Annotated in this window: 23 protein-coding genes; 14 read left to right on the forward strand and 9 right to left on the reverse strand. The window is 74.1% G+C overall.

Annotation, left to right across the window (positions count from 1 at the left end; all coding sequences use genetic code 11):
- Together ACWF41_RS01720 and ACWF41_RS01725 are read right to left on the reverse strand one after the other, a co-directional pair.
- The gene (locus ACWF41_RS01720) at positions 1-849 is read right to left on the reverse strand and encodes a siderophore-interacting protein (RefSeq protein WP_380317665.1); all 849 of its coding nucleotides are present in this window, start codon (positions 847-849) and stop codon (positions 1-3) included.
- 109 nt (positions 850-958) lie between these two features.
- A complete protein-coding gene (locus ACWF41_RS01725) occupies positions 959-2,089 on the reverse strand; it encodes an epoxide hydrolase family protein (protein WP_380317668.1) in 1,131 nt (376 codons plus the stop codon).
- A 135-nt stretch (positions 2,090-2,224) separates the two neighbouring features.
- On the opposite strand from ACWF41_RS01725, the gene ACWF41_RS01730 reads away from it, so the two are divergent.
- Positions 2,225-3,193 (forward strand): helix-turn-helix transcriptional regulator, encoded by a 969-nt coding sequence (locus tag ACWF41_RS01730; protein ID WP_380317671.1) that lies wholly within the window; start codon positions 2,225-2,227, stop codon positions 3,191-3,193.
- Between the two features lie 43 nt (positions 3,194-3,236).
- Positions 3,237-3,695, forward strand: a complete 459-nt coding sequence (locus ACWF41_RS01735; protein ID WP_380317674.1) for a hypothetical protein — start codon at positions 3,237-3,239, stop codon at positions 3,693-3,695.
- Positions 3,696-3,701: 6 nt separating this feature from the next.
- Here the strand turns inward: ACWF41_RS01735 and ACWF41_RS01740 are convergent, their stop codons facing one another.
- Both ACWF41_RS01740 and ACWF41_RS01745 read right to left on the reverse strand, forming a co-directional pair.
- Positions 3,702-4,646 (reverse strand): D-2-hydroxyacid dehydrogenase family protein, encoded by a 945-nt coding sequence (locus tag ACWF41_RS01740; protein ID WP_380317676.1) that lies wholly within the window; start codon positions 4,644-4,646, stop codon positions 3,702-3,704.
- A gap of 103 nt (positions 4,647-4,749) precedes the next feature.
- Positions 4,750-5,646 (reverse strand): LysR family transcriptional regulator, encoded by an 897-nt coding sequence (locus ACWF41_RS01745; protein WP_380317679.1) that lies wholly within the window; start codon positions 5,644-5,646, stop codon positions 4,750-4,752.
- A gap of 97 nt (positions 5,647-5,743) precedes the next feature.
- Here ACWF41_RS01745 and ACWF41_RS01750 point away from each other — a divergent pair, with 97 nt between their 5' ends.
- The 7 genes from ACWF41_RS01750 (at position 5,744) to hrpA (ending at position 15,218) form a co-directional block, all read left to right on the forward strand.
- Positions 5,744-6,604 (forward strand): aldo/keto reductase, encoded by an 861-nt coding sequence (locus tag ACWF41_RS01750; protein ID WP_380317682.1) that lies wholly within the window; start codon positions 5,744-5,746, stop codon positions 6,602-6,604.
- Positions 6,605-6,675: 71 nt separating this feature from the next.
- Positions 6,676-7,611, forward strand: a complete 936-nt coding sequence (locus tag ACWF41_RS01755; protein WP_380317684.1) for an aldo/keto reductase — start codon at positions 6,676-6,678, stop codon at positions 7,609-7,611.
- Positions 7,612-7,666: 55 nt separating this feature from the next.
- Positions 7,667-8,173, forward strand: a complete 507-nt coding sequence (locus tag ACWF41_RS01760; RefSeq protein WP_380317686.1) for a pyridoxamine 5'-phosphate oxidase family protein — start codon at positions 7,667-7,669, stop codon at positions 8,171-8,173.
- A 125-nt stretch (positions 8,174-8,298) separates the two neighbouring features.
- Complete coding sequence (locus tag ACWF41_RS01765) at positions 8,299-8,853, forward strand: VanZ family protein (protein WP_380317689.1); 555 nt, start codon at positions 8,299-8,301, stop codon at positions 8,851-8,853.
- A 126-nt stretch (positions 8,854-8,979) separates the two neighbouring features.
- Entirely contained in the window at positions 8,980-9,750 is a 771-nt protein-coding gene (locus ACWF41_RS01770; RefSeq protein ID WP_380317692.1) for a CPBP family intramembrane glutamic endopeptidase, read from the forward strand.
- Positions 9,737-10,678 (forward strand): CPBP family intramembrane glutamic endopeptidase, encoded by a 942-nt coding sequence (locus ACWF41_RS01775; RefSeq protein ID WP_380317695.1) that lies wholly within the window; start codon positions 9,737-9,739, stop codon positions 10,676-10,678. The genes ACWF41_RS01770 and ACWF41_RS01775 overlap by 14 nt, the downstream gene beginning before the upstream one ends.
- 190 nt (positions 10,679-10,868) lie before the next feature.
- A complete protein-coding gene (gene hrpA / locus ACWF41_RS01780) occupies positions 10,869-15,218 on the forward strand; it encodes an ATP-dependent RNA helicase HrpA (RefSeq protein WP_380317698.1) in 4,350 nt (1,449 codons plus the stop codon).
- Here hrpA and ACWF41_RS01785 read toward each other — a convergent pair.
- Together ACWF41_RS01785 and ACWF41_RS01790 are read right to left on the reverse strand one after the other, a co-directional pair.
- Positions 15,199-15,594 (reverse strand): hypothetical protein, encoded by a 396-nt coding sequence (locus ACWF41_RS01785; RefSeq protein WP_380317701.1) that lies wholly within the window; start codon positions 15,592-15,594, stop codon positions 15,199-15,201. The genes hrpA and ACWF41_RS01785 overlap by 20 nt on opposite strands.
- Before the next feature lie 94 nt (positions 15,595-15,688).
- Positions 15,689-16,579, reverse strand: coding sequence for an endo alpha-1,4 polygalactosaminidase (locus ACWF41_RS01790; protein ID WP_380317704.1), 891 nt, complete (start codon positions 16,577-16,579; stop codon positions 15,689-15,691).
- A gap of 52 nt (positions 16,580-16,631) precedes the next feature.
- On the opposite strand from ACWF41_RS01790, the gene ACWF41_RS01795 reads away from it, so the two are divergent.
- The 4 genes from ACWF41_RS01795 (at position 16,632) to ACWF41_RS01810 (ending at position 19,948) form a co-directional block, all read left to right on the forward strand.
- Positions 16,632-17,570, forward strand: coding sequence for an aminoglycoside phosphotransferase family protein (locus ACWF41_RS01795; protein ID WP_380317709.1), 939 nt, complete (start codon positions 16,632-16,634; stop codon positions 17,568-17,570).
- Positions 17,571-17,666: 96 nt separating this feature from the next.
- A complete protein-coding gene (locus ACWF41_RS01800; protein WP_380317712.1) occupies positions 17,667-17,915 on the forward strand; it encodes a PspC domain-containing protein in 249 nt (82 codons plus the stop codon).
- Between the two features lie 38 nt (positions 17,916-17,953).
- Positions 17,954-18,478, forward strand: a complete 525-nt coding sequence (locus tag ACWF41_RS01805) for an O-acetyl-ADP-ribose deacetylase (protein ID WP_380317715.1) — start codon at positions 17,954-17,956, stop codon at positions 18,476-18,478.
- 75 nt (positions 18,479-18,553) lie between these two features.
- Positions 18,554-19,948, forward strand: coding sequence for an HNH endonuclease signature motif containing protein (locus ACWF41_RS01810; protein WP_380317718.1), 1,395 nt, complete (start codon positions 18,554-18,556; stop codon positions 19,946-19,948).
- Between the two features lie 254 nt (positions 19,949-20,202).
- Here ACWF41_RS01810 and ACWF41_RS01815 read toward each other — a convergent pair whose 3' ends face one another.
- On the reverse strand, positions 20,203-20,826 hold the full coding sequence (locus ACWF41_RS01815) for a hypothetical protein (RefSeq protein ID WP_380317721.1): 624 nt from the start codon (positions 20,824-20,826) through the stop codon (positions 20,203-20,205).
- Between the two features lie 33 nt (positions 20,827-20,859).
- On the opposite strand from ACWF41_RS01815, the gene ACWF41_RS01820 reads away from it, so the two are divergent.
- A complete protein-coding gene (locus tag ACWF41_RS01820; protein WP_380317724.1) occupies positions 20,860-21,237 on the forward strand; it encodes an HAD family hydrolase in 378 nt (125 codons plus the stop codon).
- A gap of 13 nt (positions 21,238-21,250) precedes the next feature.
- Here the strand turns inward: ACWF41_RS01820 and ACWF41_RS01825 are convergent, their stop codons facing one another.
- Positions 21,251-22,738, reverse strand: coding sequence for an APC family permease (locus ACWF41_RS01825; RefSeq protein WP_380317727.1), 1,488 nt, complete (start codon positions 22,736-22,738; stop codon positions 21,251-21,253).
- Positions 22,739-22,941: 203 nt separating this feature from the next.
- Complete coding sequence (locus ACWF41_RS01830; RefSeq protein WP_380326943.1) at positions 22,942-26,214, reverse strand: GH92 family glycosyl hydrolase; 3,273 nt, start codon at positions 26,212-26,214, stop codon at positions 22,942-22,944.
- Positions 26,215-26,417 lie beyond the last annotated feature (203 nt).

Here is a 26,417-nt window from a genome sequence, read left to right on the forward strand (position 1 = left end):
TCAGTCCGGGTCGGTCGGGTCGACGGGCAGGTGGTGGTCGAGGTTGACCACCCCGCGCCGCCAGTAGCCGGAGACCAGCACCTGCTCGGCGGGGAGCCCCAGCTCGCGGCGCAGGTAGCGGCGCACGGGGACGAGGTCGCCGGCCTCGCCGAGCCCGACGAACAGCTCGTCGGCCTCCAGCCCGCCCAGGGAGCGGACGGCGTCGGCGAGCTGCCCGGGGCCGTCGGTGCGGTAGAGGATCTCGACGGTCGCGCCGGCCAGCTCGCCCTCGACGTGGGCCTCGTCGACGTCGTCGCCGATCTCGACGATCGCCGTCACGGGGACGTCCGGGCCGACGGCCTCCGCCCAGCGCGCGAGGGCGGGCAGGCCGGTCTCGTCGCCGGCGAGCGTGAGCCGCCCGATTCCGTCGGGCAGCTCCGCGCTGCCGCTCGGCCCGGCGAGCACCACCTCGTCGCCCTCCGCCGCGCGGGCCGCCCACGCCGAGGCCGGGCCGTCGTCGCCGTGCAGCACCCAGTCGACGTCGACCTCAGCCACCCCGTCCACCGCACGCACGGCGCGGACCGTGAGGTCGCGCGAGATCGACACGACGCCCGTCGGGCGCTGGAGGCCGCCGTCCGCGGCGAGGGTCGGGGCGTGCAGCTCGCCGGTGGCCGGGTCGGGCAGGAACACCTTCACGTGGTCCTCCGGGCCGGGCGCCCGCAGCGCCGCCAGGGACGTCGCGGCGGCGGGGTCCGCGCCGTCGACGTCGCGGAACGTCGTGCGGCGCAGCGTGCCGCTCAGCTCGCGGACGGCATGCACGCGCACGCGGCGGGGGACCAGGTCGAGGTGGGAGCGGGAGCGGGTGAACACCCTCCGATTCCACCATGCCGCACGGATCTGTTCGGCAGGGAGCCGATCTGTTCGGCAGCTACCCGTGCCGAAGTGATCAGCTCCCTGCCGAACAGACCGCCGCTACACCTCAGCCGAAGAAGACCCGCAGGTCGGCGACGACATCGTCGGGCACCTCCATGGCCGCGAAGTGGCCGCCGCGCGGGAACTCTGACCAGTGCTCGATGCGCGCGTTGTCGCGCTCGGCGAGGCTGCGGATGGTCTGGAAGTCGTCCTTGAAGACGGCGACGCCGAGGCGCCCCGTGCTCACGACGGGCTCCGCGCCGGACCGCTGCTCCGCGTAGTGGTAGCGCGCGGCCGTCGCGTAGGTGTTGGTCAGCCAGTAGAGCGACGCCTGGGCCAGCACCTGGTCGGCGGTGACGAGCGACGTGCCGTTGCCGAAGCTCTCGAAGAGCTCGGAGTACGCCAGCGTCCCGACCGGCGAGTCCGCCAGGCCGGCGGCGACCGTCTGCGGCCGGGACGCGTTCATCGCGTTGTAGCCGCCCACCGACTGGAACCACTGGGCGTGCGCGAGGGCCGCGTACTCCTTCGGCCCGAAGTCGTCCATCTCCCCCGGCGCGCCGGACGGGAAGGAGAACAGGTGCAGCACGTGCGCGCCGCGGAAGCCCTCGGGGTCGAGGACGGCGAGCTCGCGGCCCACCATGGCCCCGCCGTCGCTGCCGTGGACGCCGTACGAGTCGTAGCCGAGCCCGCGCATCAGGGCGTCGTACGTGCGCGCGACGCGCGCCATCGTCCACTCCCCGCCCACCAGCGGCGTCGAGAAGCCGAAGCCGGGCATGGACGGGACGACGACGTCGAAGGCGTCCTCCGCCCGTCCGCCGTGGGCCTCCGGGTCGACCAGCGGGCCGATCATGTCGAGGAAGTCGAGCACCGAGCCGGGGTAGGTGTGCGCGAGCAGCAGGGGTGTCGCGTCCGGGTGCGGCGAGCGCACGTGCAGGAAGTGCAGCGGCTGGCCGTCGATCTCGGCGGTGAACTGCGGGAAGGCGTTGAGCCGACCCTCGACCGCGCGCCAGTCGAAGCCCTTCCACCGCTCGACCATGGCGCGCAGGTAGGACTCGGGGGTGCCGTACTCCCACGAGTCGCCGGGCGCGGCGGGCGCGAAGCGGGTGCGCTCGAGGCGCTCGCGCAGGTCGTCGAGGTCGGCCTGCGACACGTGCACGGAGAAGGGGCGGAGCTCCAGGGCGGTCGTCGAGGCGGTCATGGCGTACTCCCGAGGTCGTGAGCCGGGTCCCTCCCCGAGCTCCTGACACCTACCGTAGGAAGGGTTCAGGAACGGTTCTTTCCGTTATTCTCGACGGGTTCCGACGAGTTTTCGGCGCGTCCCCGGGAGGTCGCGATGGGGTCCACCTCGGCACGGCTGCTGGCGCTGCTCGGCCTGCTCCAGTCGCGGCCCGACTGGTCGGGCGCCGAGCTCGCCGACCGGCTCGACGTCACCGACCGCACCGTCCGCAACGACATCGCGCGGCTGCGCGAGCTGGGCTACCCGGTGCACGCGGTGCGCGGGCCCGGTGGCCGGTACCGGCTCGGCGCCGGCGCCCGGCTGCCCCCGCTGCTGCTCGACGACGCGGAGGCCGTCGCGGTGGCCGTCGGCCTGCGCGCCGCGACGGCGACCGCCGGGTTCGAGGAGTCCGGCCGGTCCGCGCTGACCAAGCTGGAGCAGGTGCTGCCCGACCGGCTGCGCCGCCGGCTGGCCGCCATCCGGGACGCGAGCACCACCGGCCCGGAGAACACGGGCTCCAACGTCGAGGACCCGGGCGTCGACTCCGGCACCCTGGCCGCCGTCGCCGACGCCATCCGGGACCGCCAGGGCCTGCGCGCCCTCTACCGGGACGAGCCCGTCGAGCTGGAGCCCTACCACCTCGTCTCCTGGCAGCGGCGGTGGTTCCTCGTCGCGCGCACGGTCGGCCCGGCCGGGCCCGACGACGGCGCCTGGGCGCCGTACCGCATGGACTGGCTACGGCTGCGCACACCGGGTGGGCGCCGCTTCCACCCCGTGCCGTTCCCCGGCGACTTCTCCGAGTTCGTGGTGCGGGAGGTCGCACGCACCGGCTGGGCCGTGCACGCCCGCATCGTCGTGGACGCGGCCGCCGAGGAGGTCCTCGCCCGCATCAACCCGGCCGTCGGCACCGTCGGCGCGCTGCCCGACGGGCGCAGCGTGCTCGTCACCGGTGGCGACAGCGTCGAGGTCGTGGCCGTGTGGATCGGCATGCTCGGCCTCGACTTCCACGTCACCGAGCCGCCCGAGCTGGTGGAGCACCTGCGCGCGCTGGCGGCGCGGTACGCCCGCGCCGTGCCGCCGTCGTGACGACGCCCTTGGCGCGGGGCCGCCGCTCCGCGACACTGTCCCCGTGAGCGATCCCTACCAGCCGTACCAGCCGTACTCGCAGCCCGGCCAGCAGCCGGCGCCGCAGGCCGGGGAGCAGCAGGCCCCGCAGCCCGGGTACCCGCAGCCCGGCTATCCCCAGCCCGGCTACCCGCAGCCGCCGCAGGGGCAGTACCCGCCTCAGGGCTACCCGTACCCCGCCTACGCGCCCGAACCGCCCGGCCGGACGATGGGCATCGTCGGCTTCGTGCTGGCGTTCGTCGTCGCGCCCGCCGGGATCGTCGTCTCCGCGATGGCGTTGTCGGAGTCGAAGCGTGCCGGCGTCGACAACCCGCTGGGCCGGTGGGGCCTCTGGCTGTCGATCATCTTCTCGTCGCTCGCGGTGCTCTACGCCGTCTTCATGGGGCTCGTCGTGTTCGGCGGCATGCTGTCGTTCTTCTCCGTGACCACGTCGACGCTCGACGGCGCCGGAATGTCGGTCTGACGCCGACTACGTCAGCACGCGCCGCGGCTCCCCGGCCGCCCATGCGGCGACGTCCTCGACCGCCTGCCCGTAGAACGTGCGGTACGTGGCCTCGGTGACGTAGCCGAGGTGCGGGGTGAGCACGGTGCGCGGCGCGGACCGCAGCGGGTGGTCGGCGGGCAGCGGCTCGACGTCGTACACGTCGAGCCCGGCCCCGCCGATGCGGCCGTCGTGCAGCGCGGCGAGCAGCGCGCCGGTGTCGACGAGCGGGCCGCGCGAGGTGTTGACGAGCACGGCGGTGGGCTTCATGCGCGCGAGGTCGCCGGCGCCCACGATGCCGCGGCTGCGGTCGCTCAGCGTGTAGTGCACGGTGACGACGTCCGACGTCGCGAACAGCGCGTCCTTCGCGACGGCGCGCACGCCGGCCTGCGCGGCGCGCCCCGGGTCGAGGTTCTGGCTCCAGGCGACGACGTCCATCCCGAACGCCAGCCCGACGCGCGCCACCCTCGAGCCGATCCGGCCCAGCCCGACCAGACCCAGCCGACGCCCCTCGAGGTCGCCCCCGACGGTGTGCTGCCACCCGCCGTCGCGCATTGCCCGGTCCTCCGCCGGCAGGTGCCGCAGCACGGCGAGGATCAGCGCCCACGTGAGCTCGGGCGTGGCGTTCGCGGGCGACTCCGTGCCGCACACGACGACGCCGCGCTCGCGGGCGGCGTCGAGGTCGATCGACGCGTTCTGGCGCCCGGTCGTCACCAGCAGCCGCAGGTCGGGCAGCCGCGCCAGCCGCGCGGCGGTGAACGGCGTGCGCTCCCGCATCGCCACCACGACGTCGTACCCGTCGAGCGCCGCGGCCACGGCGTCGTCGTCGGGCAGCGGGTGGTCGAGGAACGCGACCTCCTCCGCCCCCAGACCCGCCCAGTCGGCGAAGCGGTGGGCGACCTGCTGGTAGTCGTCCAGGACGGCGACGCGCATCGAAGACCTCCTCGGGGGCCCGGCGGTCGGGCCGTGCCGACGCTACTCCGACCGCCCGACCGAACGAACGACCTACCGGCCGGACGCCCGGCCCGGGACCCGGTCACGCCGGCTGCGCGACGGCCAGGTTGGCCTCCCCCACGAGCTCCAGCAGGCGCGCCGCGGTGGGCTCGGCCGTCGGCGAGGCGATCGCGGCGACCACCCACTCGGGCGTCCCGCGAGCGGGGAGGTCCAGCACAGCCAGCCCTGCCGCCTGCGGCTTGGCGGCGACGTGCTGCGGCACGACGGCGATGCCGAGGCCGCGCTGCACGAAGTCGAGCAGCGTGTGGACGTCGTCCACGCTCATCCGCACGCGTCGCTCGAGGTGCCGGTCGGCGAAGGCGGCGTCGGCGAGCCGCCGGATCGCCCACTGCTCGCGGAAGTCGACGAAGTCGCGGTCGACGAGGTCCTCCCAGGCGACCGCGGGCGCGGCGGCGAGGGGGTCGGTCGCGTGGGTCAGCAGGACGATCGGGCGGCGCCCGAGCTCGAGCCGGCGCAACGCGCCGAGGTGCTCGGTGGCGGCGACGAAGGCGACGTCGAGGTCGCCCGCGCGCACCTGGGCGGTGAGCTCGCGCGAGCCCGCCTGGGTGAACTGGACGTCCACGAGCGGGTAGCGCAGGCGGAACCGCTCGAGCAGGGGCGCGACGTCGACCACGCCGAGGCACTGCTCGGCCCCGAGCCGCAGGCGGCCCGAGATCTGGTGGCTCGCGCGCACGACGGCGTCGCGGCCCGCGGCCGCCTGGGCGAGCATGCGCCGTGCGAACGGCAGCAGCGCCCGCCCGGCGTCCGTGAGCGCGACCTGTCGCGTGGTGCGCAGGAACAGGTCGGCGCCGAGCTCGCGCTCGAGGTTGCGGATCGCGGCGGACAGCCCGGACTGCGTGACGCCGCACAGCGCCGCCGCGCGCGTGAAGTGGCCCTCCTCCGCCACCGCGACGAGGTACTCCATCTGCCGCAGCTCCATTGATCGCTCCCCGTGCTGAAACCCATCACGTCCAGTTGTTGGACTCATCAACGGTGATCTTCCTATCGTCGGGGGCACCGACGACACAAGGAGAGCCGTGGAAGCTCGCACGATCGGAACCCAGACCGTCAGCGCGATCGGGCTCGGCGGCATGCCGATGTCCATCGAGGGCCGCCCCGACGAGGCACGCTCGGTCGCCACGATCCACGCCGCGCTCGACGCGGGGGTCACCCTCGTCGACACCGCCGACGCCTACCACCGCGACGCCGGCGAGGTCGGCCACAACGAGGAGCTCATCGCCCGCGCGCTGCGCTCCTGGGGCGGCGACACGTCCGCCGTCCTGGTCGCCACCAAGGGCGGCCACCTGCGCCCCGGCGACGGGTCGTGGACCCGCGACGGGCGCCCCGAGCACCTCAAGAAGGCCGCCCGGGAGTCCGCCCGCCGCCTCGGCGTCGAGGCGATCGGGCTCTATCAGTTCCACCGCCCGGACCCCGCCGTGCCGTACGCCGAGTCGGTCGGTGCGTTGGTCGAGCTGCTCGACGAGGGCGTCATCGTCCAGGCCGGCATCTCGAACGCGAGCGTCGCCCAGATCGACGAGGCGAACGAGGTGCTGGGCGGGCGCCTCGCGTCGGTGCAGAACCAGTTCTCGCCGGCGTTCCGCTCCAGCCTGGCCGAGCTCGAGCACTGCGCGGCCCTCGGGATCGCGTTCCTGCCCTGGTCCCCGCTCGGCGGGATCAACCGGGCCGGCGAGGTCGGCACGGCGCACGCCGCGTTCGGCCGCGTCGCCGAGGCCCACGGCGTGAGCCCGCAGCAGGTCACGCTCGCGTGGGAGCTCGCGCTGGCGCCCGTCGTCGTCCCCATCCCCGGGGCGTCGCGGCCGGCGAGCATCGAGGACTCCGCGCGCGCCGTGGACCTCGTCCTCACCGCCGACGAGCTCGCCGCGCTCTCCGACTCCTGAACTGTCGGGCTCCTGAGCCCGCCGCACCACCCCCACCGCCACACCTCTCCCCCGATCGAGGTAGACCACTCATGAGAACCGTCCCCCTGGGCACCACCGGCCGCCAGGTCCCGAACGTCGTGCTCGGCCTCATGCGCATCCAGCAGCTGGACGACGACGCCGTCCGCGAGCTGGTCCGCACCGGCCGCGACGCCGGCATCGACTTCGTCGACCACGCCGACGTGTACGGCGAGGAGCTGCACGGCTGCGAGCGCCGCTTCGCCGAGGCGATGCAGCTCACGCCGTCGGAGCGTGAGCAGCTCACCATCCAGTCCAAGGCCGGCATCGTGCGCGAGGGGCCGTACTTCGACTTCTCGTACGAGCACCTGGTGGAGTCCGTCGACGCCTCGCTGCAGGCCCTGGGGACCGACTACCTCGACGTGCTCCTGCTGCACCGCCCGGACGCGCTCGTCGAGCCGGACGAGGTCGCGCGCGCGTTCGACGATCTCGAGTCGGCGGGCAAGGTCCGCGCCTTCGGCGTCTCCAACCACACCCCCGGCCAGATCGAGCTGCTGAAGCGCTCGGTGCGGCAGCCGATCGTCGCGAACCAGCTGCAGCTGTCGATCACGCACGCGCCGATCGTGGCGCAGGGCGTGGCGGCCAACATGGCCGGCGAGACCCAGTCGCTCACCCTCGACGGCGGCGGCATCCTCGACTACTGCCGCCTGCACGACATCACCGTGCAGGCCTGGTCGCCGTTCCAGGCCGGCTTCTTCACCGGCGTGTTCCTCGGCTCGGACGACTACCCCGAGCTCAACGCCGTGATCGACCGCCTCGCGGCGAAGTACGACGTGCCGCCCATCGCGATCGCGGTCGCGTGGATCACGCGTCACCCGGCGGGGATGCAGGTGGTGCTCGGCACGACGACGCCGGAGCGCGTCGCCGGCGCCGCGCAGGGCTCGGACCTCCCGCTCACGCGGGCCGAGTGGTACGAGCTGTTCCGCGCCGCGGGCTACCGCGTGCCGTGAGCCGGACCGACCGGCGCCCCGATGACTCCGGTCCGGGGCGCCGGTCCACCCCCGCATGACCGTTCCCCCGCAGGGCCCCCCGCCCCCCGCCGACCCCGACCTCGTCGCCGACGCCCGCCGCGTCCTTACCGCCGTCCGGTACCTGGTGCTCGCGACCGTCGACGCCGACGGCGCCCCGCACGCCTCGCCCGTCTTCTTCACCCAGGCAGGCCGCGACCTGTACTGGGTGTCGAACCCCCGGGCGCACCACTCCCGCAACGTCGCGACCGAACCGCGGGTCGACGCCGTCGTCTTCGACTCGACCCGCGCGATCGGCGCCGGCGAGGCGGTCTACGTGACCGGGCGCGCCCGGCAGGTGCCGGACGACGAGCTGGCCGAACGCTGCGCGGCCGCGTACGCCGACCCCCGCGGCCTGAGCCCGTTCACCCCCGCCGAGCTCTCGGGCGAGTCCGACCTGCGGCTGTACGTGCTGACGGTGGACGAGTGGTTCCTGCACGCACCCGGCAGCCACCCGACGCGCGGCGGGGGCACCGACCGGCGGCTCTACGTCGACCTGCCCTGAGTCGACCTGCCCTGAGCCCGGGCCCCCCGAAGGGCTCCCGGTACGTCGTCGCGCTCGAGCATCGCCACACGGCGCGGCGTGATTCGCATACGCTCCCGCAACATGGCGACGGGTGGGCTGGGGCGATGACCGTCCCCGCGCCGCGCCCGCGGCTCCTGCCCCTGCTGTTCGCGACGTACCTCGTCCTGCTCACGTGGCTCGTGCTGTGGAAGCTCGGCGTCCCCTGGACCGGCGAGGCGGGGCAGCGCGTCGTCAAGCTCGTGCCGTTCGTGGCCACCGCCCACGCGGGTGCCAGCGAGCCCGTCGAGCTGATGCTGAACCTCGTGATCTTCCTACCCTTCGGCGTCTACCTCGGGCTCCTCGCGCCGGCGTGGCCGTGGTGGAAGGTCGCCGGCACCCTCGCGGGCGCGAGCGCGCTTCTCGAGGTCGCGCAGTACGTGCTGGCGGTGGGGAGCTCGGACGTCACCGACGTCGTCGTCAACACCGCGGGCGGCCTGGCCGGGCTCGGGGTCGTGGTCCTCGCGCGCCGCACCCTCCAGGCCCGGGCGGCGACGGTCGTGACCCGGTGGTGCGCCGCCGGGACGGTGCTCGCCGTGCTCGCGGCGGGGCTCTTCGTCGCCTCGCCGGTGAGCTTCTCCGGGCCGCCTCCGGGCGACGTCGCCGTCAGCCGGGCGCCGTGACGTCCGGTCGCGGGAAGCGCCGACCGCCCCGACGATGAAGGCGCGGCGACGGAGCCGTGCACGTCCGGGAACGTCGAGCGGAAGGCTGGTGGTGTCGTGCGCGTACGGCCTCGTGCATGGATCGGGGTGGCGGTGCTCGTGGGGTACCTGGTGATCGTCGTGGTGGTGGCCGAGATCTCCGGGGTGCCGTTCGACGAGGTGGGGGCGAGCGCGGAGTCGATCTACCGCGTCACGGTGCCGTCGTTCGTGGTCGGTGCGGTCTACCTCGTCGCCGTCACGACCGCCCTCGGCTGGTGGCGGCCCGCGCTGCACGACCGGCATCCCAGCGCGCGCCGGTGGCCCGTCGTCGTGCCCGTCCTCATGGCGATGCTCGCGCTGGTGAGCTTCGCACAGACCGAGTGGTCCGCGTTCGACGCCTCCTTCCTGATCGCGCTGCTGCTGCTCGGCGTCGGCGTGGGATTCTGCGAGGAGCTGGCCGCCCGCGGCGTCCTGCTGGTCGCCCTGCGCTCGCGCTACCGGGAGGCCGGGGTGTGGCTGCTGAGCACCCTGCTGTTCGGCGCGATGCACCTGGCCAACACCGTCTCCGGCCTGGCGCCCGAGAAGGCGCTGCTCCAGGCCCTGATCGCGGCCGGGTCCGGCACCGTGTTCTACATCCTGCGGCGCGTCACCGGTTCGCTGGTGTGGTCGATGGTGCTGCACGGGCTGTGGGACGTGTCGGTGTTCACGGTGAACTTCGTCGACGACGAGACGGTGCCGGTCGCGGGCCTCGCCACCCCGCTGATCGGGTTGCTCGGGCTCGCCGTGGTCGCGTGGGTGATCCGCGGTGCCGACGAGCGCACGGCGTCCGATGCAACCCCTGCCGTCGAGGCGGAGGGCGCCGACGGTGCGCGTCCGTGACCTGCCGTTCGTCCGCGCGATCGACGAGGGCCGCCGCCGGACGCCGATCTGGCTGACGTACGTCGTCGGCATCGTGCTCGCCGTGCTGGTGGTGCAGGTGGTGATCGGCGCCGGCATCCGCATCGCGACCGGCCACGGAAACGACCTGTCCAGCTTCGCGTCGCAGGTGATCGAGGGCGTCACCGACCTGTGGCCCATCGCCATCGTGCTGCTGTGGGTGGTGCTCTACGAGCGGCGCCCGGCAGGGTCGCTCGGGCTGCGCGACCGCCGCTGGTGGGCCCGGCTGCTGGGAGGTCTCGTGCTCGGCGGGGCGCTCGTCACGCTCGGCGCGCTGCCGTCGATCCTGTCCGGGCAGCTGGTCGTGGTCGACGGCGGGCCGGGGACGCTCACGCGGACGGGAGCCCTGGGTCTCGTCCTGGCCACCCTGCCGATCTGGCTGATCCAGGGCAGCAGCGAAGAGATCGTGTTCCGCGGCTTCCTGCTGCAGCGGCACCTGTACTCGTGGCCCGCCTGGCTGGCCGTCGTGCTCCTCGCGGCGCTGTTCGCGTTCATCCACCCCGGCGGCAACCTCCTGGCGAAGCTCAACATCACGCTGTTCGGCATCTTCGTGAGCCTGCTCGTGCTGCGGCAGGGCACCCTGTGGACGGCCATGGGGATCCACGCGGGCTGGAACATGGTGCAGGGCAACGTGCTCGGCATCGCGGTGAGCGGGGAGGCCCGGGACAACACGCTCGTGCGCCTCGCCCCCGCGGACGGGTCGAGTGCGGCCCTCACGGGCGGCGAGTTCGGCACCGAGGCGAGCGTGTACCTCACCGTGGTGCTCGCGGTCGTGGTCGCGGTCGCCTTCGTCGCGCTGCGCCGGTACCTGGCGCGGCCCGACGGCGGCGCGGGGACGGGAGCGGCGACGGGCGCGACGGTCGCCGCGTAGCCGGGCACGAATCACCTTGCGGGGCTTGAGAGAATGGGACGTCGTGAGCACCGAGCACAGCCCCGCACCGCAGTCGTCGTCGGACGACGGCGGTGCGCGTCGTTCCCAGGACCGGGGACACGGCAGGGGTCGTGGCCGAGGGCGCGGACGCGGGCAGGGCCGAGGCCCCCGAAAGGCGGGCCCGCGCCGGGTGAACCGCGAGCAGTTGGAGAAGGCCGCCGCGATCCGCGCCGCCGTCGAGGTGCCGCCGATCGTCTACCCCGAGCAGTTGCCGGTCTCGGCACGCCGGGACGACATCGCGGCCGCCATCCGCGACCACCAGGTCGTCGTCGTCGCGGGCGAGACGGGCTCCGGCAAGACGACGCAGCTGCCGAAGATCCTGCTGGAGCTGGGCCGCGGCCGGGCGGGGCAGATCGGGCACACGCAGCCGCGGCGGATCGCGGCCCGCAGCGTCGCCGAGCGCGTCGCCGAGGAGCTGGGGACGCCGCTCGGCGGCGTCGTCGGCTACCAGGTGCGGTTCACCGACACCTCGAGCGAGGAGACGCTCGTCAAGGTGATGACGGACGGCATCCTGCTGGCCCAGATCCAGCGGGACCCGGACCTCCTCGCCTACGACACGATCGTCATCGACGAGGCGCACGAGCGGTCGCTCAACATCGACTTCCTGCTGGGCTACCTGTCGCGGCTGCTGCCACGGCGTCCCGACCTCAAGCTCGTCATCACGTCCGCGACGATCGACTCCGAGCGCTTCGCCGCGCACTTCTCGCCGTCGCACCTCGCCGAGGTCGGCGGGGCTCCCGAGGCCGTCGTCGACGTCCTGCCCGACGCCGCGCCCGTCGTCGAGGTCACCGGGCGCACCTACCCGGTCGAGATCCGCTGGCGCCCGCTCTCCCCGGACACGGACCCGGACCAGCCCAAGAAGGCCAAGGGCGAGGAGAAGGACCTGGTCACGGGCATCGTCGAGGCCTGCGACGAGCTGATGCGCGAGGGCCCCGGCGACATCCTCGTGTTCCTCTCCGGCGAGCGGGAGATCCACGATGCCGCGGACGCGCTCGAGGGACACCTCAAGGACCGCGTGCGGGACGCCAAGCGGCCGGACTTCGTCGAGATCCTGCCGCTGTACTCACGACTGTCCGCGGCCGAGCAGCACCGCGTCTTCCAGTCGCACCCGGGCCGACGGATCGTGCTGTCAACGAACGTCGCGGAGACGTCGCTGACGGTGCCGGGCATCCACTACGTCGTCGACCCGGGCACGGCGCGCATCTCGCGCTACTCCAAGGCCACCAAGGTGCAGCGGCTGCCGATCGAGCCGATCAGCCAGGCGAGCGCCAACCAGCGCTCCGGGCGGTCCGGCCGCGTGGCGGACGGCGTCGCGATCCGGCTCTACTCGCAGGACGACTTCGAGAGTCGGCCCGAGTTCACCGAGCCGGAGATCCTGCGCACGTCGCTCGCATCGGTGCTGCTGCAGATGATCTCGGTCGGCGTCGTGAAGACCCCCGACGACGTCGCGAAGTTCCCGTTCGTCGAGCCCCCGGACACGCGGGCCGTGCGCGACGGCGTGCAGCTCCTGTCCGAGCTGGGCGCGCTGGAGACGAAGGACGGCGCGACGCGGCTCACCGACGTCGGCCGCACGCTGGCGCAGCTCCCGATGGACCCGCGCCTGGCGCGCATGATCATCGAGGGCGCCAAGCAGGGCGTCGCGCGCGAGGTCGCGATCATCGCGGCCCTGCTGTCCATCCAGGACCCGCGCGAGCGCCCGGCCGAGTCCCGCGCGCAGGCCGACCAGCTGCACGCCCGGTTCACCGACCAGAAGTCGGACTTCCTCACGGCCCTGAACCTGTGGGAGTACGTGCGCGGCCAGCAGCACGAGATGGGCTCGTCCGCGTTCCGCCGCCTGTGCAAGGCGGAGTACCTGAACTTCCTGCGCATCCGCGAGTGGCAGGACGTCGTCGCGCAGCTGCGCGAGATGGCCAAGCCGCTCGGCATCGACATGCGCTACACCCCCACCGGCCCCGCGCGCCGCAAGGCGTCCGACCCGACTTCGGACGCACCCGGGGCCGAGTCGGACGCCGACCTGAAACACGTCTGGGACGACGACACCATCCACCGATCGCTGCTGGCCGGGCTGCTCAGCCAGATCGGCATGCAGGACACCGGCGAGATCAAGGCGTCGTCGGTGGCGCACCTGCGCGGCGAGGCGCGCGCCCGCGCGCTGCGGCAGGCGGCGAAGCGCGCCCGCAACGAGTACGTCGGTGCGCGGGGCGCCCGGTTCGCGATCTTCCCCGGCTCGCCGCTGAGCAAGAAGCCGCCGGAGTGGATCATGGCCGGCGAGCTCGTCGAGACGTCCCGCCTGTGGGCGCGCGACGTCGCCCGCATCAAGCCCGAGTGGGCGGAGGAGCTCGCCGGGCCGCTGGCCAAGCACACGTACTCCGACCCGCACTGGTCCACCAAGCAGGGCGCGGCCATGGCCACGGAGAAGGTGCTGCTGTACGGGGTGCCGATCGTCGCCGACCGCCCCGTGCTCTTCGCGAAGGTGGACCCGGAGGCTGCGCGCGAGATGTTCGTGCGGCACGCGCTCGTCGAGGGGCAGTGGACCACGCACCACAAGTTCTTCGCCGAGAACCGGCGCCTGCTCGCCGAGGCGGAGAAGCTCGAGGCGCGCTCGCGCCAGCGGGGGCTCGTCGCCTCCGAGGACGACCTGTTCGCCTTCTACGACGAGCGCGTGCCCGACGACGTCGTCAGCGCCGCCCACTTCGACCGGTGGTGGAAGCGGGCGCAGCGCGAGACGCCGGACCTGCTGACGTTCACGCTCGACCAGCTCGTCGACGCCGACGCCGTGGACACCTCCGAGTTCCCCGAGACGTGGACGCAGGGCGAGGTCACGCTGCCGCTGACGTACCAGTTTCAGCCCGGCGCGGCCGCCGACGGCGTCACCGTGCACGTCCCGCTGTCGATCCTCAACCGGGTGGCCCCCGAGGGCTTCGACTGGATGGTGCCCGGCCTGCTCGACGAGCTGTGCGTCGCGACCATCAAGTCGCTGCCCAAGGCCGTGCGCGTGCAGCTCGTGCCCGCGCCGGACGTCGGCCGTGCCGTCGCGGGCTGGCTGCGCGAGAACACGCCGTCGTGGGAGGACATGACCCGCGCCGGCGACATGGCCGAGCCGTTCCACGCCGCGTTCTCGCGCGCCGTCCGGGCGCTGCGCGACGTCGTCATCCCCGACGACGTGTGGGACGCCGAGCGCGTGGAGCGCCTGCCCGCGCACCTGCGCATGACGTTCCGGGTCGAGGACGCCGCCGCGGCCCCCGTCGCCCCGGCGAAGGGCAAGGGTCGGGGGAAGTCGCGCGGCAAGGGCCCCAGGTCTGCCGCGACGCCGCTCGACGAGTCCAAGGACCTGCTGTCCCTGCAGCGCCGGCTCGCGGCACAGGCCGAGGCCGCGGTCCGCGCGGCCGTCAAGGGCGCCGTCGGGCTGGCGCTCGAGGAGGCGCGACGCTCGTCGGGCACGCCGGCCTCCGCGACCCCCGCGCCGACGCCGGGCAAGCCTGCGCCCACCATCCCCGCGCCGACCGCGACGGGCGGCGCGAGCGCCGTCGTGCCCGAGCAGACGGGCCTCACGACCTGGCCGGAGGGCCTGCCCGACGGCGCCCTGCCCGACTCCGTGTCCACCGACCTCGGCGGCGGCGTCGTCGTCAAGGGCTACCCCGCCCTGGTCGAGGAAGAGGATGCGAAGCGCCGGCCGTCGGTCGCCCTGCGCGTGCTCGCCGACGCGAGCGGCCGGGACGCCGCCCACGCCCGCGGGGTGCGGCGCCTGCTGCTGGCGGAGACGGCGCTGCAGACGGGGCGCGTGACGTCACGCTGGTCGTCGACACAGTCGCTGACGCTGGCCGCCGCGCCCTACCGGAACACCGAGGCGCTGGTGTCCGACCTGCAGCTCGCGGCCGTCATCGCGCTGACCAGCCCCGACGCGGCGAAGGCACCCGGCACCCCCGTCGGCGGCCCGGTGGCGGAGCAGGTCCGCGACGCCGACGCGTACGCCGACGCCCGCGCGTTCGTGCGTCGGCACCTGGAGGACGAGGTGCACCGGATCGTCGGGCACGTGGTCGCCGCGCTGACCGCGTGGCGGACCGTCGAGGGCGAGGTGCGCTCGTCGTCGTCCCTCGCGCTGCTCAACACGCTGCAGGACATCCGCGACCATGTGGCCGGCCTGATCCACGACGGCTTCATGGCCCAGACGCCGCCGCGGCGCCTGCCGCACCTGGTGCGCTACCTGCGGGCCGCGTCGTACCGGCTGGAGAAGGCGCAGACGAACCCTGCGCGCGACGCCGAGCTCGCCTGGCGCGTGCACGACGTCACCGAGGCCTACGACAAGGCCCGCGCCGCGTACGCCGCCGGGCCCGCCGACCCGACCCGCGCGGCCGAGCTCGCGGAGGTGCGGTGGCAGATCGAGGAGCTGCGGGTCTCCCTGTTCGCGCAGCAGCTCGGCACCGACGGCGCCGTCAGCGAGAAGCGCATCCGCAAGGTCCTCAGCCCCGGGGGCTGGTGACCGGGGCCGCGCCGAGCACGCGGGCCGCCGCCCGGTAGTCGGCCGCCACGCGGCCGGCGACCCCGAGCCGCCCGAGCAGGGTCAGGACGCGGCCCCAGTACCCCTCGCGCGTGAACAGCGGGTGCGCGCGGGCGACGTGCGCCCAGGCGAGGCACTCGCCCAGCGTCATCCCGACGAGGGCCGGCAGCGCGAGCACCGGCAGCGCGTCCCCGGGGCCGAGCAGGAGCGCCGGGTACACCACGAGGAGCACGACGGCGGCCCGCAACCAGCCGACGTGCCACCGCATCCACCGCGACACCAGCACCGGGACGGACGTGATCGCCCCCGCCAGGGCGCACGCGCCCAGGGCTCCCAGCACCATCGCGTACCAGCTCACGGGTCGCGCCCTCCTCGGCCGCCGTCGGTGCTTTCATCCTCGCGGCTGGTGACGGCGCGCACCAGCCGTGCCGGCGAGCGGCCCTGCGAGGCGGTCAGCAGGCGTCGTACACGAACCCCTCGGCACCCGCCGCGACGAGGTCCCGGTCGCGCAGCACGGTGAGCGGCGCGCGGTCCTCGAGCGTGCACACCTCGTCGAACGTCAGGCCCGCCGCCTCCAGCGCGTCCGGGTACTCGACCTGGAGCACGTGGTCGCCGTAGACGTCGGTGTAGGCGGCGCACTCGGACCACACGGCGCACTCCTCGGTGACGGCGAGGTCGAAGCCCAGGTCGTCGTGGGCGAGGCGGGTGATCTCGGCGGCATTCTTCTGCGCGACGGCCAGCCCGGACCGGTGCGCCAGGTCCACGTACGCGCGGGCGAGGGCGTGCGCGCCCGCCTCGTCGACGGCGTCGAACCGGGTCCAGGTGTCGAGGTTGTCCAGCTCCACGGCGTCGAACCCCGCCGCCGCACACCCCTCGACCACCGGGCCCAGCACCGCGAGGATCCCCTCGCGCTGCTCCGCGGTGGACGGGTCGAGGACACGCTCGTCGGGCCAGTCCGGGTCGACGACGGGCTCGCCGTCCGCGTCGTGCAGCAGCAGGTCCTCGCGCCCCACCCAGCGGCCCTCCTCGCCGGGCTGGGTCTGGAAGCCGTTGACGTAGCAGACGTTGTACGCGCCAGGCAGCGGGTCGTCCGTCGCGTCCCGGACGACCACGTCGATAGTGGCCGTCCCGCCGGCCTCTCCCGCGTCGGACGCTCCGCCGAGCTGGTAGTCGAGCGCGCCCGTCGTGGGCGGCAGCTCGACCTCGGGGCGTGCCTCCGGCCCGGTGGACGGCGGCGCGGAGGGGCCCGCGGACGGCGATGCGACGGGGTCGCACGCGGCCGCCGCGAGCGCCACCGTCGTCGTCACCAGCACGGACCTGAGCACCGCCGCCGTTCCCCGCACCGCACGAGTATCGCCTGGCTGCGGGGTGGCGGGCGCGTCTACGGTCGGGGCCATGACGCTGCACGACGACGAGGTCCCCGTCACCGCCGACGACGTCCGCCGCCTGGTCGCGGCCCAGCACCCGCAGTGGGCTTCACTGGCAGTGACCCCGGTGCGGGAGTCGGGCACCGACCACCTGCTGTTCCGCCTCGGCGGCGACGACGACGCCCTGGTGGCGCGGATGCCGAAGATCGCGTGGGCCGGGGAGCACGCGCTCGCCGACGCCCGCTGGCTTCCCCGCCTCGCGCCGCACGTCCCGCTGACGGTGCCCGCCCCGCTGGCCGTGGGCGAGCCCGACGACGCGTACCCGTTCCACTGGTCCGTGGTGCCGTGGGTGCCCGGCGCCGCCGTGGCCGACCCGCTCGACCCGGGCGCCACCCCGAACCTGGACCCCGCCGCCGCGGCCACCGACCTGGGCACGTTCGTCGCCGCGCTGCGCGCCGTCGACGCGACGGACGGGCCGGTCAAGGACGGCACGGGCCGCGGCGTACCGCTGGCCCGCCTGGACGACGACGTCCGCCGCGCCACCGCCGAGGCCGGCGACCGCGTCGACGGCCCCGCCGTCCTCAAGGCCTGGGACCGCGCGCTGGAGGCCGCGTCCGACCCGGTGCCCGGCACGTGGCTGCACGGCGACCTCATGCCCGGCAACCTCCTGGTGGACGGCACCGGCGGGGACGGCCGGCTGACCGCCGTCATCGACTGGGGCGCCCTCGGCGTCGGCGACCCGGCGGCTGACCTGCCGCCCGCCTGGTGGCTCTTCTCCGGCCGGGACCGCGACGCGTTCCGCGAGGCCGCCGGGGCCGGGCCGGGCGGCGACCTCGACGACGGGGCCTGGGAGCGCGGGCGCGGGTGGACCCTGGTGCAGGGCGTGATCGCCCTGCCCTACTACTGGGACCGCTGGCCCGAGTTCGCCCGGGCGTCGCAGCGGAGGGTCGCGGCGGCCGTGGCCTGACCGGGGTCGGGGTCGGATCCTCAGGGTCGAATCCTCAGGGTCGAACCGGGGGAGAACCCGATACCGAGCGCGCGGGGCCGCTCGTACCGTCGAGACATGACCACTCCCACCTCGACCCCGTACGTCCAGCCCGCCCCCGCCCCCCGCCGCAAGCTGTTCCGGCCGAAGTTCGGCCGCGTGCTCGGCGGCGTCTGCGCGGGCCTCGCCGACTACCTCGGCTGGAGCCGCGGCCTCGTCCGCGTCCTCGCCGTCGCGTCGATCCTCATCCCCGGCCCGCAGGTGCTCGCCTACATCGTGCTGTGGATCCTCATGCCCGACGAGGACAAGGCGCTGCGCGCCGCCTGAGCGCGCCGCCCGACCTGGTGCCACCCCGAGGAGGAACCGTGCACGTCTCCGTGGAGCGCGGCGACATCACCACCGTCGCCGTGGACGCGATCGTGAACGCCGCGAACTCGTCGCTGCTGGGCGGCGGCGGGGTCGACGGCGCCATCCACGCGGCCGCCGGGCCGCGACTCCTCGCAGCGTGCCGCGAGCTGCGCGCCAGCACCCTGCCCGCCGGGCTGCCGGTCGGCGAGGCGGTCGCCACGCCCGGCTTCGACCTGCCCGCCGCGTGGGTGATCCACACGGTCGGCCCGAACCGGCACGCGGGCGAGACCGACCCCGACCTGCTCGTCTCGTGCTTCACCCGGTCGCTCGACGTCGCGGCCGACCTGCGCGCCCGGAGCGTCGCGTTCCCCGCCGTCGGCGCCGGCGTCTACGGCTGGGCGGCCGACGACGTGGCGCAGGCCGCCACCACCGCCGTCCGGACCTGGGACGACGCCAACCCCGCCGCCCTTGACGAGGTCCGTTTCGTCCTCTTCAACGCGCCCGTGCTCGCCGCCTTCGAACAGACCCTCGCGTCCGCCTGACCTGCGGGAACGGTTGTCCACAGGCGGCTGTCCACACCCTTGTGGGGCGCCGGGGCACCCGCTAGGGTCGAACACATGTTCGACACCGTGCCGACATCGCGCCCCGCCGACTTGCCCCCTGCGGCGCCGTCGCTCGCGCACGCGTCGACCGCGATCGACGAAGCCGTCGAGCTCCAGCGGCACGTCGACGCGCTCGAGGCGCGCAAGCTGGTCGCCGTGGAACGCGCGCGGGTGGCTGCGGCGCGTGCCGAGTCCGAGCTGCTCGCCCATGACGACGTCACGCTGAACCGCGCAGGAGCCGAACGCCGTCACGACCTGGCGCGGCGCGCCTTCACCGCCGACCTCGCCACCGCCCTGCACCTCACCGAGCAGACCGCCTCGCACCTCCTCGACACCGCCCGCACGCTGGTGGTCGAGGCGGGTGAACCTGGACGGGCCACCCTCGACCTGCTCTCCCAGGGAAGCGTCTCCCTCGCGCACGCGACCGCGATCGCCGACACCCTGGCCGACCTCCCGGACCCCCACGCGCGTGCCCGGGTCGAGGCCGCCGTGCTCCCCCGCGCGACGACGTGCACCGTGCCACAGCTGCGCCGACGCCTCCGTCGCGCCCGGGACCTCGTCCACCCGGAGGCGTTCGCGGAGCGTCATCGCCGAGCCGCGGAGTCGAGGGCCGTCTACGTCGACCCAGGTGCCGACGGCATGGCCTGGCTCACCGCCCACCTGCCCGCGCACGTCGCCCACGCCGCCTACGACCGCCTCACCAGCGCCGCATCGCGCGCACAGGAGCACGGCGACAGCCGCACACGCGCGCAGCTTCGCGCCGACGCCCTCGGTGACCTGCTCCTCACAGGCACGCCCGAACGTCGCACGTCCGCCGACGGCACGGACGCGGGCAGCGCGACGTCCGTACCTCGCCTGTCGGAGATCGCGCGCCGGATCGTCCCGGCGGTACGGGTGACGGTGCCGGTGCTGTCGCTGCTCGGTCACGCGGAGGAGGCCGCCGAGCTCGACGGCCACGGACCGATGGACGCGGAGACCGCGGCACTGCTCACGGCGGCCGCACCGTCGTTGCGTCGGCTGCTCGTGGACCCCGTCGACGGGCGCGTCCTCACCACCGACCCCGGCACCTACACCGTTCCCGCTGCGTTGCGCGCCTTCCTCCGGGCGCGGGACGGCGTCTGCCGGTTCCCCGGCTGCTCCCGCCGGGCGGTGCAGTGCGACGTCGACCATGTGGTCGCGTGGTCCGACGGCGGGCGCACCGTCGCGGGCAACCTGACCCACCTGTGCCGTCATCATCACGTGCTGAAACACCAGACGGCATGGCATAGCAGCCTGGGGCCGGACGGCGTCGCCACCTGGACCTCTCCGACCGGGCGGACGCACCACGACCCGCCATCAGACCCCACAGGCAGACGCTGGCCGGATCCACCGACCGGCAACGCCGCGACGAGCGACCCGGCGGACAGATGACCCGACAGACGGGCGACCCGACGGACGGACAACCCGACGGACACGCGGCGCCGCTGCGGGCCGGCGAACACGCCCAGGCCGAGCGTGCACGCGAGCACCAGCAGCAGGCCCGCGAACAGCCGCGACGCCCCGCTGTCGCGGCGCTCGGCGACGCCGAGATGCGTGGCGGCCAGGTCGTACCAGTCGCCGAACGTCGCCGGGAGGGGCACCTCGTCCGGGGCAGGGGGCAGCGGGGTCCTCGTGCGCGCCATCGGTCAGGCGCCCGCGGGCGACGACGGCGTCCCCGGGCCGGCGGGGCCCGGTAACAGCGGGGCCTCGTCCGCGCCCTCCGCGACGATCGTCGCGGGCCCGGCCATGGCCGCCAGCAGCATCTCCAGGCCGTTGCGCTGCGCCGGGTCGAGCGACCAGCCCGACAGCACCAGCGCGGGGCCGCCCTGCTTCGGCGCGGTCACGACGACGGCGAGGCCCACGGTGCGGGTGCGGGGGGCGGCGTCCTCGGGCTCGCCGGGGACGCGGTACGGCATGTCGAGCTCGGTGGTCAGGCCCAGCGCCGGGCCGATGCCGGTGCGGAACGTCTCGGTGTACGCCTCGTTGACGTCGAACCCGAGGCGCGCGGCGACCACCCGGCGCACGACCTCCAGCAGCGACACGGGCCCGTCCACCGCGGAGAGCTCGGTGACGGTGCCGGTGACGTCCCAGAAGATCTCCCGCCCGAGGGCGGTCTCGCCCGCGAACTCCGCGCCCTGGTGCACCAGACCGTGGATGAGGATCTGGTGCCGGCCGGCCAGGTCGCGCCAGGCGTCCAGCCCCGCGCGCAGCAGCTCCGCGTCCTGCCGCGTCAGGTCCACGCCGGCGTCCGCGAACGACCCGCGGATCACGCCGAGCGCCGCCGCCGACGTGGCATCGACCCGGTGCCCGCGTCGCTCGACGTCGTCGACGCCCTGCGCCGCAACGGGTACGGCGTGCACCTCGGGACCAACCAGGACCGGCACCGGGCCGCGTACATGCGCGACGCCCTCGGCTACGACGCCCTGTTCGACGTCAGCTGCTACTCCCACGACCTCGGCGCGGCCAAGCCGGACCCGGCGTTCTTCGCCGAGGCCGCGCGCCGCATCGGTGCCGACCCCGCCGCCATCCTGTTCGTCGACGACCGGCCCGACAACGTCGAGGGCGCCCGCGCCGCGGGCCTCGCCGCCGTGTGCTGGACGGTCGACGACGGGCACGCGGCGCTGCTCGACCTGCTCGACGGGCACGGGGTCGACGGCAGGCGGACGGTCGCGACCCCCTGAGCCCGGCGGCAGGTCAGCGCTTCGGGAAGCCCGCCTGCGGCTTGTCCTCGTCGATGTCCTCGATGTGCTCGAACTCGGTGGGCTCGTGCCGCACGGTGCGGTTGTAGAGCCAGGTGATGAACGAGAGCACGATGCCGACGGCGAGCAGGCCGCCCGCGATGAGGTACTGCTCCTGCTGCTCCGCGCTGCGCGCCCACGGCCCGGCGAGGTAGGCGCACGTGAGCGCGCCGAGCAGGGCGAGCCACGTCTTCGTGCGGAAGTGCGGGTGCTTCACGGGCTGCTTGCGCAGCACCAGCAACGCCACGTTGACGACCGCGAACACGACCAGGAGCAGCAACGACGTGGTGCCGCCGAGCAGGGCGATGGCGTTGGCCCCCTCCTCGGTCGCGTTCGCGTTGACCACGTAGACGATGAGGCCGAACGAGATCAGCGTGGTCACGATGATCGACACCCACGGCGTCTGGCGGGTGCGGTGCACCCGGCCGAAGCTCCGCGGCAGCACCCCCTGGTTGGCCAGCCCGTACAGCAGCCGAGACGCCATGAGCATGTTGATGAGCGCCGAGTTCGCTACCGCGAACATCCCGATGAACGGGAAGATGGTGTCGAACGGCAGGCCGGGAGCGCCTGCCGCCACGACCTGCGTCAGCGCGGAACCCTTCTCGGCGTCCGTGAGGTCGCCGACGGGCACGAGGGCGACGGCGGTGATGGCGACCAGCACGTAGATGAGCCCCGTGATCGACAGGCCGGTGAGCATGGTCCGCGGGAAGTCCCGCACCGGGTCCTGGCACTCCTCCGCCATGTTGACGGAGTCCTCGAAGCCCACCATGGCGAAGAACGCGAGCGTCGTGGCGGCCGTGACGGCGAGGAAGACGCCCTTGTCGTCCGGGCTCTCGAACACGACCACCCGCGAGAAGTCGGCCCGCCCCTGAGTCATCCCCCACATGCCGACGAAGATGACGAGCAGCAGGCCCGACAGCTCCACGAGGGTCAGCACCACGTTCGCCTTGACGCTCTCCCCGACGCCGCGGAAGTTCACCAGCGCCACCAGCGTCATGAAGCCCAGCGCGATCCACAGCAGCCCGTTCGTCCCCAGGCCCAGGCCGAAGCCGTCGTTGAGGAAGCCCGCGAACGCGTTCGACGCCGTCGACGCCGACGTGATGCCCGAGCACATCACCATGAACGCGATGATGAACGTGACGAAATGGATGCCGAACGCCTTGTGCGTGTACAGCGCGGCCCCCGCAGCCTGCGGGTACTTCGTCACCAGCTCCAGGTACGAGAACGCCGTGATCGTCGCCACCGCGAATGCGATGAGGAACGGCGCCCAGGCCGCGCCCCCGACCTCGCCGGCCACCTGGCCCGTGAGCGCGTAGACGCCGGTGCCGAGGATGTCCCCGACGATGAACAGCAGCAGCAGCTTGCGCCCCATCACCCGCTTGAGGCCCGGCTCCGCGGTGCCGCCCGCCCCGTCCGGCCCGGTCTCGTCGATCGTCTGGCTCATCGCGACCCCCTGGATCCCCTGGATCGTCCTCGCGGCCCCCGCGCCTCGTTGCGCGGGACAGCCATCCCCCATGGAACCGCGCCCCGGCCCGCGGTGCACGGCCGACGCGCGGCCGTGACCGAAGGTCGACGGTGACGTAGCGATTCCTCGTCGCCCTGCTGCGGGACGACGAGGAATCGCTACGTCACGAGGTGCGAGGGCGGTCAGTCCGTCGCGACGGCGAAGACGTGCAGCCGGGGGTTGTCCGGCAGCGTCACCGACGTGAGCTCCTTGCCGGCGGGGACGGCGACGGGTGCGGTGGCGTAGAGCCCGCAGCCGAAGTTGTCCACACCGGTGCCGTTGCCGCGGCCGCCGGGCTTGGCGACCAGCACATTGCCGGCGTCGGGCGACCCGGCGCACCAGTCGGTGACCGCCACGTCGACATCGGACGAGCTCCCGTCGGCGAAGCCGAGCCGCAGGGTGCCGCGCTGGGTGCCGTGGGTCGCGGTGCCCACGACGGACACCTTCCGCGCACCCGACCGCGCACCCGGCACGTCGACCTGCTGGCCGGCGGCGGCCACGTTGTCCGGCTCGCCGGCGTCGGGGGCGCCGAGCACGTAGGTGAGGTCGGTGCCGGGCACGGTCAGCTCGAGGCCCTGGACGGCACCGGCGGCGGCGAGCCCGTCGCGCAGCAGGTAGGCGCCGCCGCCGTCGAGGTCGGCGTTGGCCTTGCCCCGGTCGCCGATGCCCACGTTGTCGAAGGCGGGCGCGAGCCAGGACTCGGCGGCCACGACGACGGGCACCTCGCGCTCGACGGTGCCGCCGGCGCCGTCGGACACGACGACGCGGACGGGGTACTGCCCGGGCTTCGCGTCGGCGGGCGCGGACAGCGTCACGGTGCCCTCCACGGTGGCGGGCAGACCGTCGGAGTCGGCGCTCCACTCCGCGAGGTCGGTCGCCGCCTCCACGGCGCCGCCGGCCGTCACCTCGACGGTGCCGGAGACCTTCCCGGCGCCCTGGGCGACGACCTGCACGGACGCCTCCACGCTGCCGCCCGGCCGCAGCACGGGGTGCGCGGGCGACAGGCCGGCGAACAGGCGGTGGTCGGCCTGCGGCTCCCCGGCGGCCACCGCTCCCGGCCGGTCGGCGGGCGCCGTCGCCCAGGCGGACGGCTCGGCCCCGGTGCGGACGTCGAGCTTCCCGGCCGAGGTGAGCTCGGCCCCCGTCACGTACGCCCGCGACAGGTCGCGCTTCCCGAGCGTCACCGACTGCGTGTAGCGGTTCGTGGCCGACAGCCCGTCGGCGGTGACGTGCAGCGTCCCCCGGCCGTAGAAGTCGTCGTCGAGGTCGATCCGCACGTCGTCGAAGCGCGGGGTCGTCAGGCCCCACAGGTCGCTGCCGGGTGCGATCGGGTAGACGCCGATCGACGACAGCACGTGCCAGGCAGACATCGTGCCGAGGTCGTCGTTGCCCGTGACCCCGTCGGGCCCGTCCGTGAACAGGGTCGACGCCGCGCGCACCACGTCCGTCGTCTTCCACGGCTGCCCGGCCCACAGGTACATGTACGGGGCGTGCAGGTTGGGCTCGTTGTTCGGGTTGTACGTCTTCCAGCCGTAGTAGTCGTACGTGCCGTTGACCCACACGTCGCTGGCGACGTGCGCCGGGTCGTCGACCAGCTGGTCGTAGGCGAAGAAGTCGTCGAGGTCGGCCGCCGCGGCGTCGGTGCCCCCGAGCAGGTCGAACAGCCCCAGCACGTCCTGCGGCACCAGCCACTGGTACTGGACCGCGGTGCCCTCGTGGAAGCCCTCGCTCCACGCCGGGTCGGGGTTGCCCGTGAACAGCCCGTCGCCGCCGCGGGCGCGGAAGGCCCCGGTGCGCGGGTCGAAGACGTTGCGGTAGCTCTGCCCGCGCGTGGCGTAGCGGTCGGCGTCGGCGTCGTGCCCGAGGTCGCGCGCCATCGTCGAGAGCATGGCGTCGGAGAGCGCGTACTCGAGCGTCGCGGAGGCGCCGTGGTCGAGGTCGAAGTCCCCCGGCCGGGTGCGGCGCGACGGGTCCTGCGGCACGTAGCCGTCCCGGATGTACTCGACGTTCCCCGCGCGTCCGTTCGACGGCGAGTCGGCGGGCGGCACGCCGTCGGCGTTCTGCTTGAGGACCTCGTACGCCTCGTCCTCGTGCCCGGCCAGCAGGCCCTGGTGGTAGGCGCTGACCAGGAACGGCGTGACCGGGTCACCGGTCATGATGTTGGTCTCGACCGTGCCGTACCCCCAGCGCGGCAGCCAGCCGCCCTGCTGCCCCTGCCGCACGACGGACAGCGCCATGTCGGCGGACTCGCGCGGTGCGAGCAGCGCCAGCAGCTGCTGCTGGGTGCGGTACGTGTCCCACAGCGAGTAGTTCTGGTAGTAGGTGAACCCCTTCTCGCGGTGCACCTCCTGGTCCCACCCGCGGTAGCGGCCGTCGACGTCGGAGCCGACGTTGGGGGCGAGGAAGCTGCGGTACAGCGAGGAGTAGAAGGTGCGCAGGTCCTCGTGCGCGCCGCGCTTCACCTGCACGGTCCGCAGGCGCCGTTCCCAGGCGGCCGTCGTCGCGGCACGGACCTCGTCGAACGTGCCGCGCTCGGCCTCGAGGTTGGCGGCGGCGCCCGCCGCGTCGACGTAGCTCAGCGAGGTGACCGCCTCGACGTCGCGGTCCTCGCGCGTGTCGAACTGCACGTACGCCCCGATCCGGCCCTTGCCGTCGGCGGCGTCGGAGCCCTTCGTGACGGCGTCGCCGTTCCAGGTGCCGTGCGCGGTGAACGGCCGGTCGAAGACGGTGCGCGTGTGGATCGTCTGCGGCTCGGTGTCCTGGCAGAAGCCACGCGTCGTGATGGTGGTCTCGATCGTCCGGTCGTCGACGACCCGCACGCTGGAGCCGGCGACGCTGTTGAGCGCCTGCCCCGTGTTCAGCATGACGGTGGCCTTCGTGGTGGCCGGGAACGTGTACCGCTGCGCACCGGTGCGCTGCGACGCGGTGAGCTCGGCCTCCACGACGCCCTCGGGGGCCTGCAGCCCGACGCGGTAGTAGCCGGGCGACGCCTCCTCGTCGTCGTGGGAGTACGCCAGCGCGTAGTCGGCGTAGTCCGTGCTGGTCACGTCGCCCGTGGTGGGCAGCACGGGCAGCGGCCCGCCCAGCCCGCAGCCGACACCGGAGATGTGCACCAGCGAGAAGCCGCGCACCCGGTCGTTGTCGTAGTCGTAGCCCACGTTGTGACCGTTGTCGGGCGAGAGCTGGACCATGCCGAACGGCGCCGCGGCGCCCGGGTAGGTGTTGCCGTCGTCCTTGGTGCCGATGAACGGGTTCACGTACGCGGTGAGGGGCCCGCGCACCTTCTCCGTCCCGTCGGGCGACGAGGGGGTGGCGGACGCGGGGACGCCGGCCAGGACGGCGCCGAGAGCGACCGTCGTCGTGAGAGTGAGGGTGGTGCGGAGCAGGCGGCCGGTGCGGCCCCGACGTGCGTCCATGCGAGCGGGTTCCTTCCACAGCTGTGTGGGTCGGGCCAAGGCTGGCAGGGACCTGACACCGCTGTCAACAGCCGTCCGGGAAACACGGAGCGGGGGGTTCTTCCCCCCCCCCCCAAAAAAAAAAAAAACCCCCCCCCCCCCCCCCCCCCTCCCCCCCCCCCCCCCCCCCCCCCCCCCCCCCCCCCCCCCCCTCCCCCGCTCCC

This window comes from Isoptericola sp. NPDC055063, assembly GCF_053608125.1.

Bases quoted from the DNA above. Each gene is read 5' to 3' on its own strand.
- ACWF41_RS01795 (WP_380317709.1), top strand. From the start codon at position 16,632: ATGACGCTGCACGACGACGAGGTCCCCGTCACCGCCGACGACGTCCGC.
- ACWF41_RS01745 (WP_380317679.1), bottom strand. From the start codon at position 5,646: ATGGAGCTGCGGCAGATGGAGTACCTCGTCGCGGTGGCGGAGGAGGGC.
- ACWF41_RS01830 (WP_380326943.1), bottom strand. From the start codon at position 26,214: ATGGACGCACGTCGGGGCCGCACCGGCCGCCTGCTCCGCACCACCCTC.
- ACWF41_RS01730 (WP_380317671.1), top strand. From the start codon at position 2,225: ATGGGGTCCACCTCGGCACGGCTGCTGGCGCTGCTCGGCCTGCTCCAG.
- ACWF41_RS01725 (WP_380317668.1), bottom strand. From the start codon at position 2,089: ATGACCGCCTCGACGACCGCCCTGGAGCTCCGCCCCTTCTCCGTGCAC.
- ACWF41_RS01825 (WP_380317727.1), bottom strand. From the start codon at position 22,738: ATGAGCCAGACGATCGACGAGACCGGGCCGGACGGGGCGGGCGGCACC.
- ACWF41_RS01810 (WP_380317718.1), top strand. From the start codon at position 18,554: ATGTTCGACACCGTGCCGACATCGCGCCCCGCCGACTTGCCCCCTGCG.
- ACWF41_RS01740 (WP_380317676.1), bottom strand. From the start codon at position 4,646: ATGCGCGTCGCCGTCCTGGACGACTACCAGCAGGTCGCCCACCGCTTC.
- ACWF41_RS01755 (WP_380317684.1), top strand. From the start codon at position 6,676: ATGAGAACCGTCCCCCTGGGCACCACCGGCCGCCAGGTCCCGAACGTC.
- ACWF41_RS01760 (WP_380317686.1), top strand. From the start codon at position 7,667: ATGACCGTTCCCCCGCAGGGCCCCCCGCCCCCCGCCGACCCCGACCTC.
- ACWF41_RS01800 (WP_380317712.1), top strand. From the start codon at position 17,667: ATGACCACTCCCACCTCGACCCCGTACGTCCAGCCCGCCCCCGCCCCC.
- ACWF41_RS01765 (WP_380317689.1), top strand. From the start codon at position 8,299: ATGACCGTCCCCGCGCCGCGCCCGCGGCTCCTGCCCCTGCTGTTCGCG.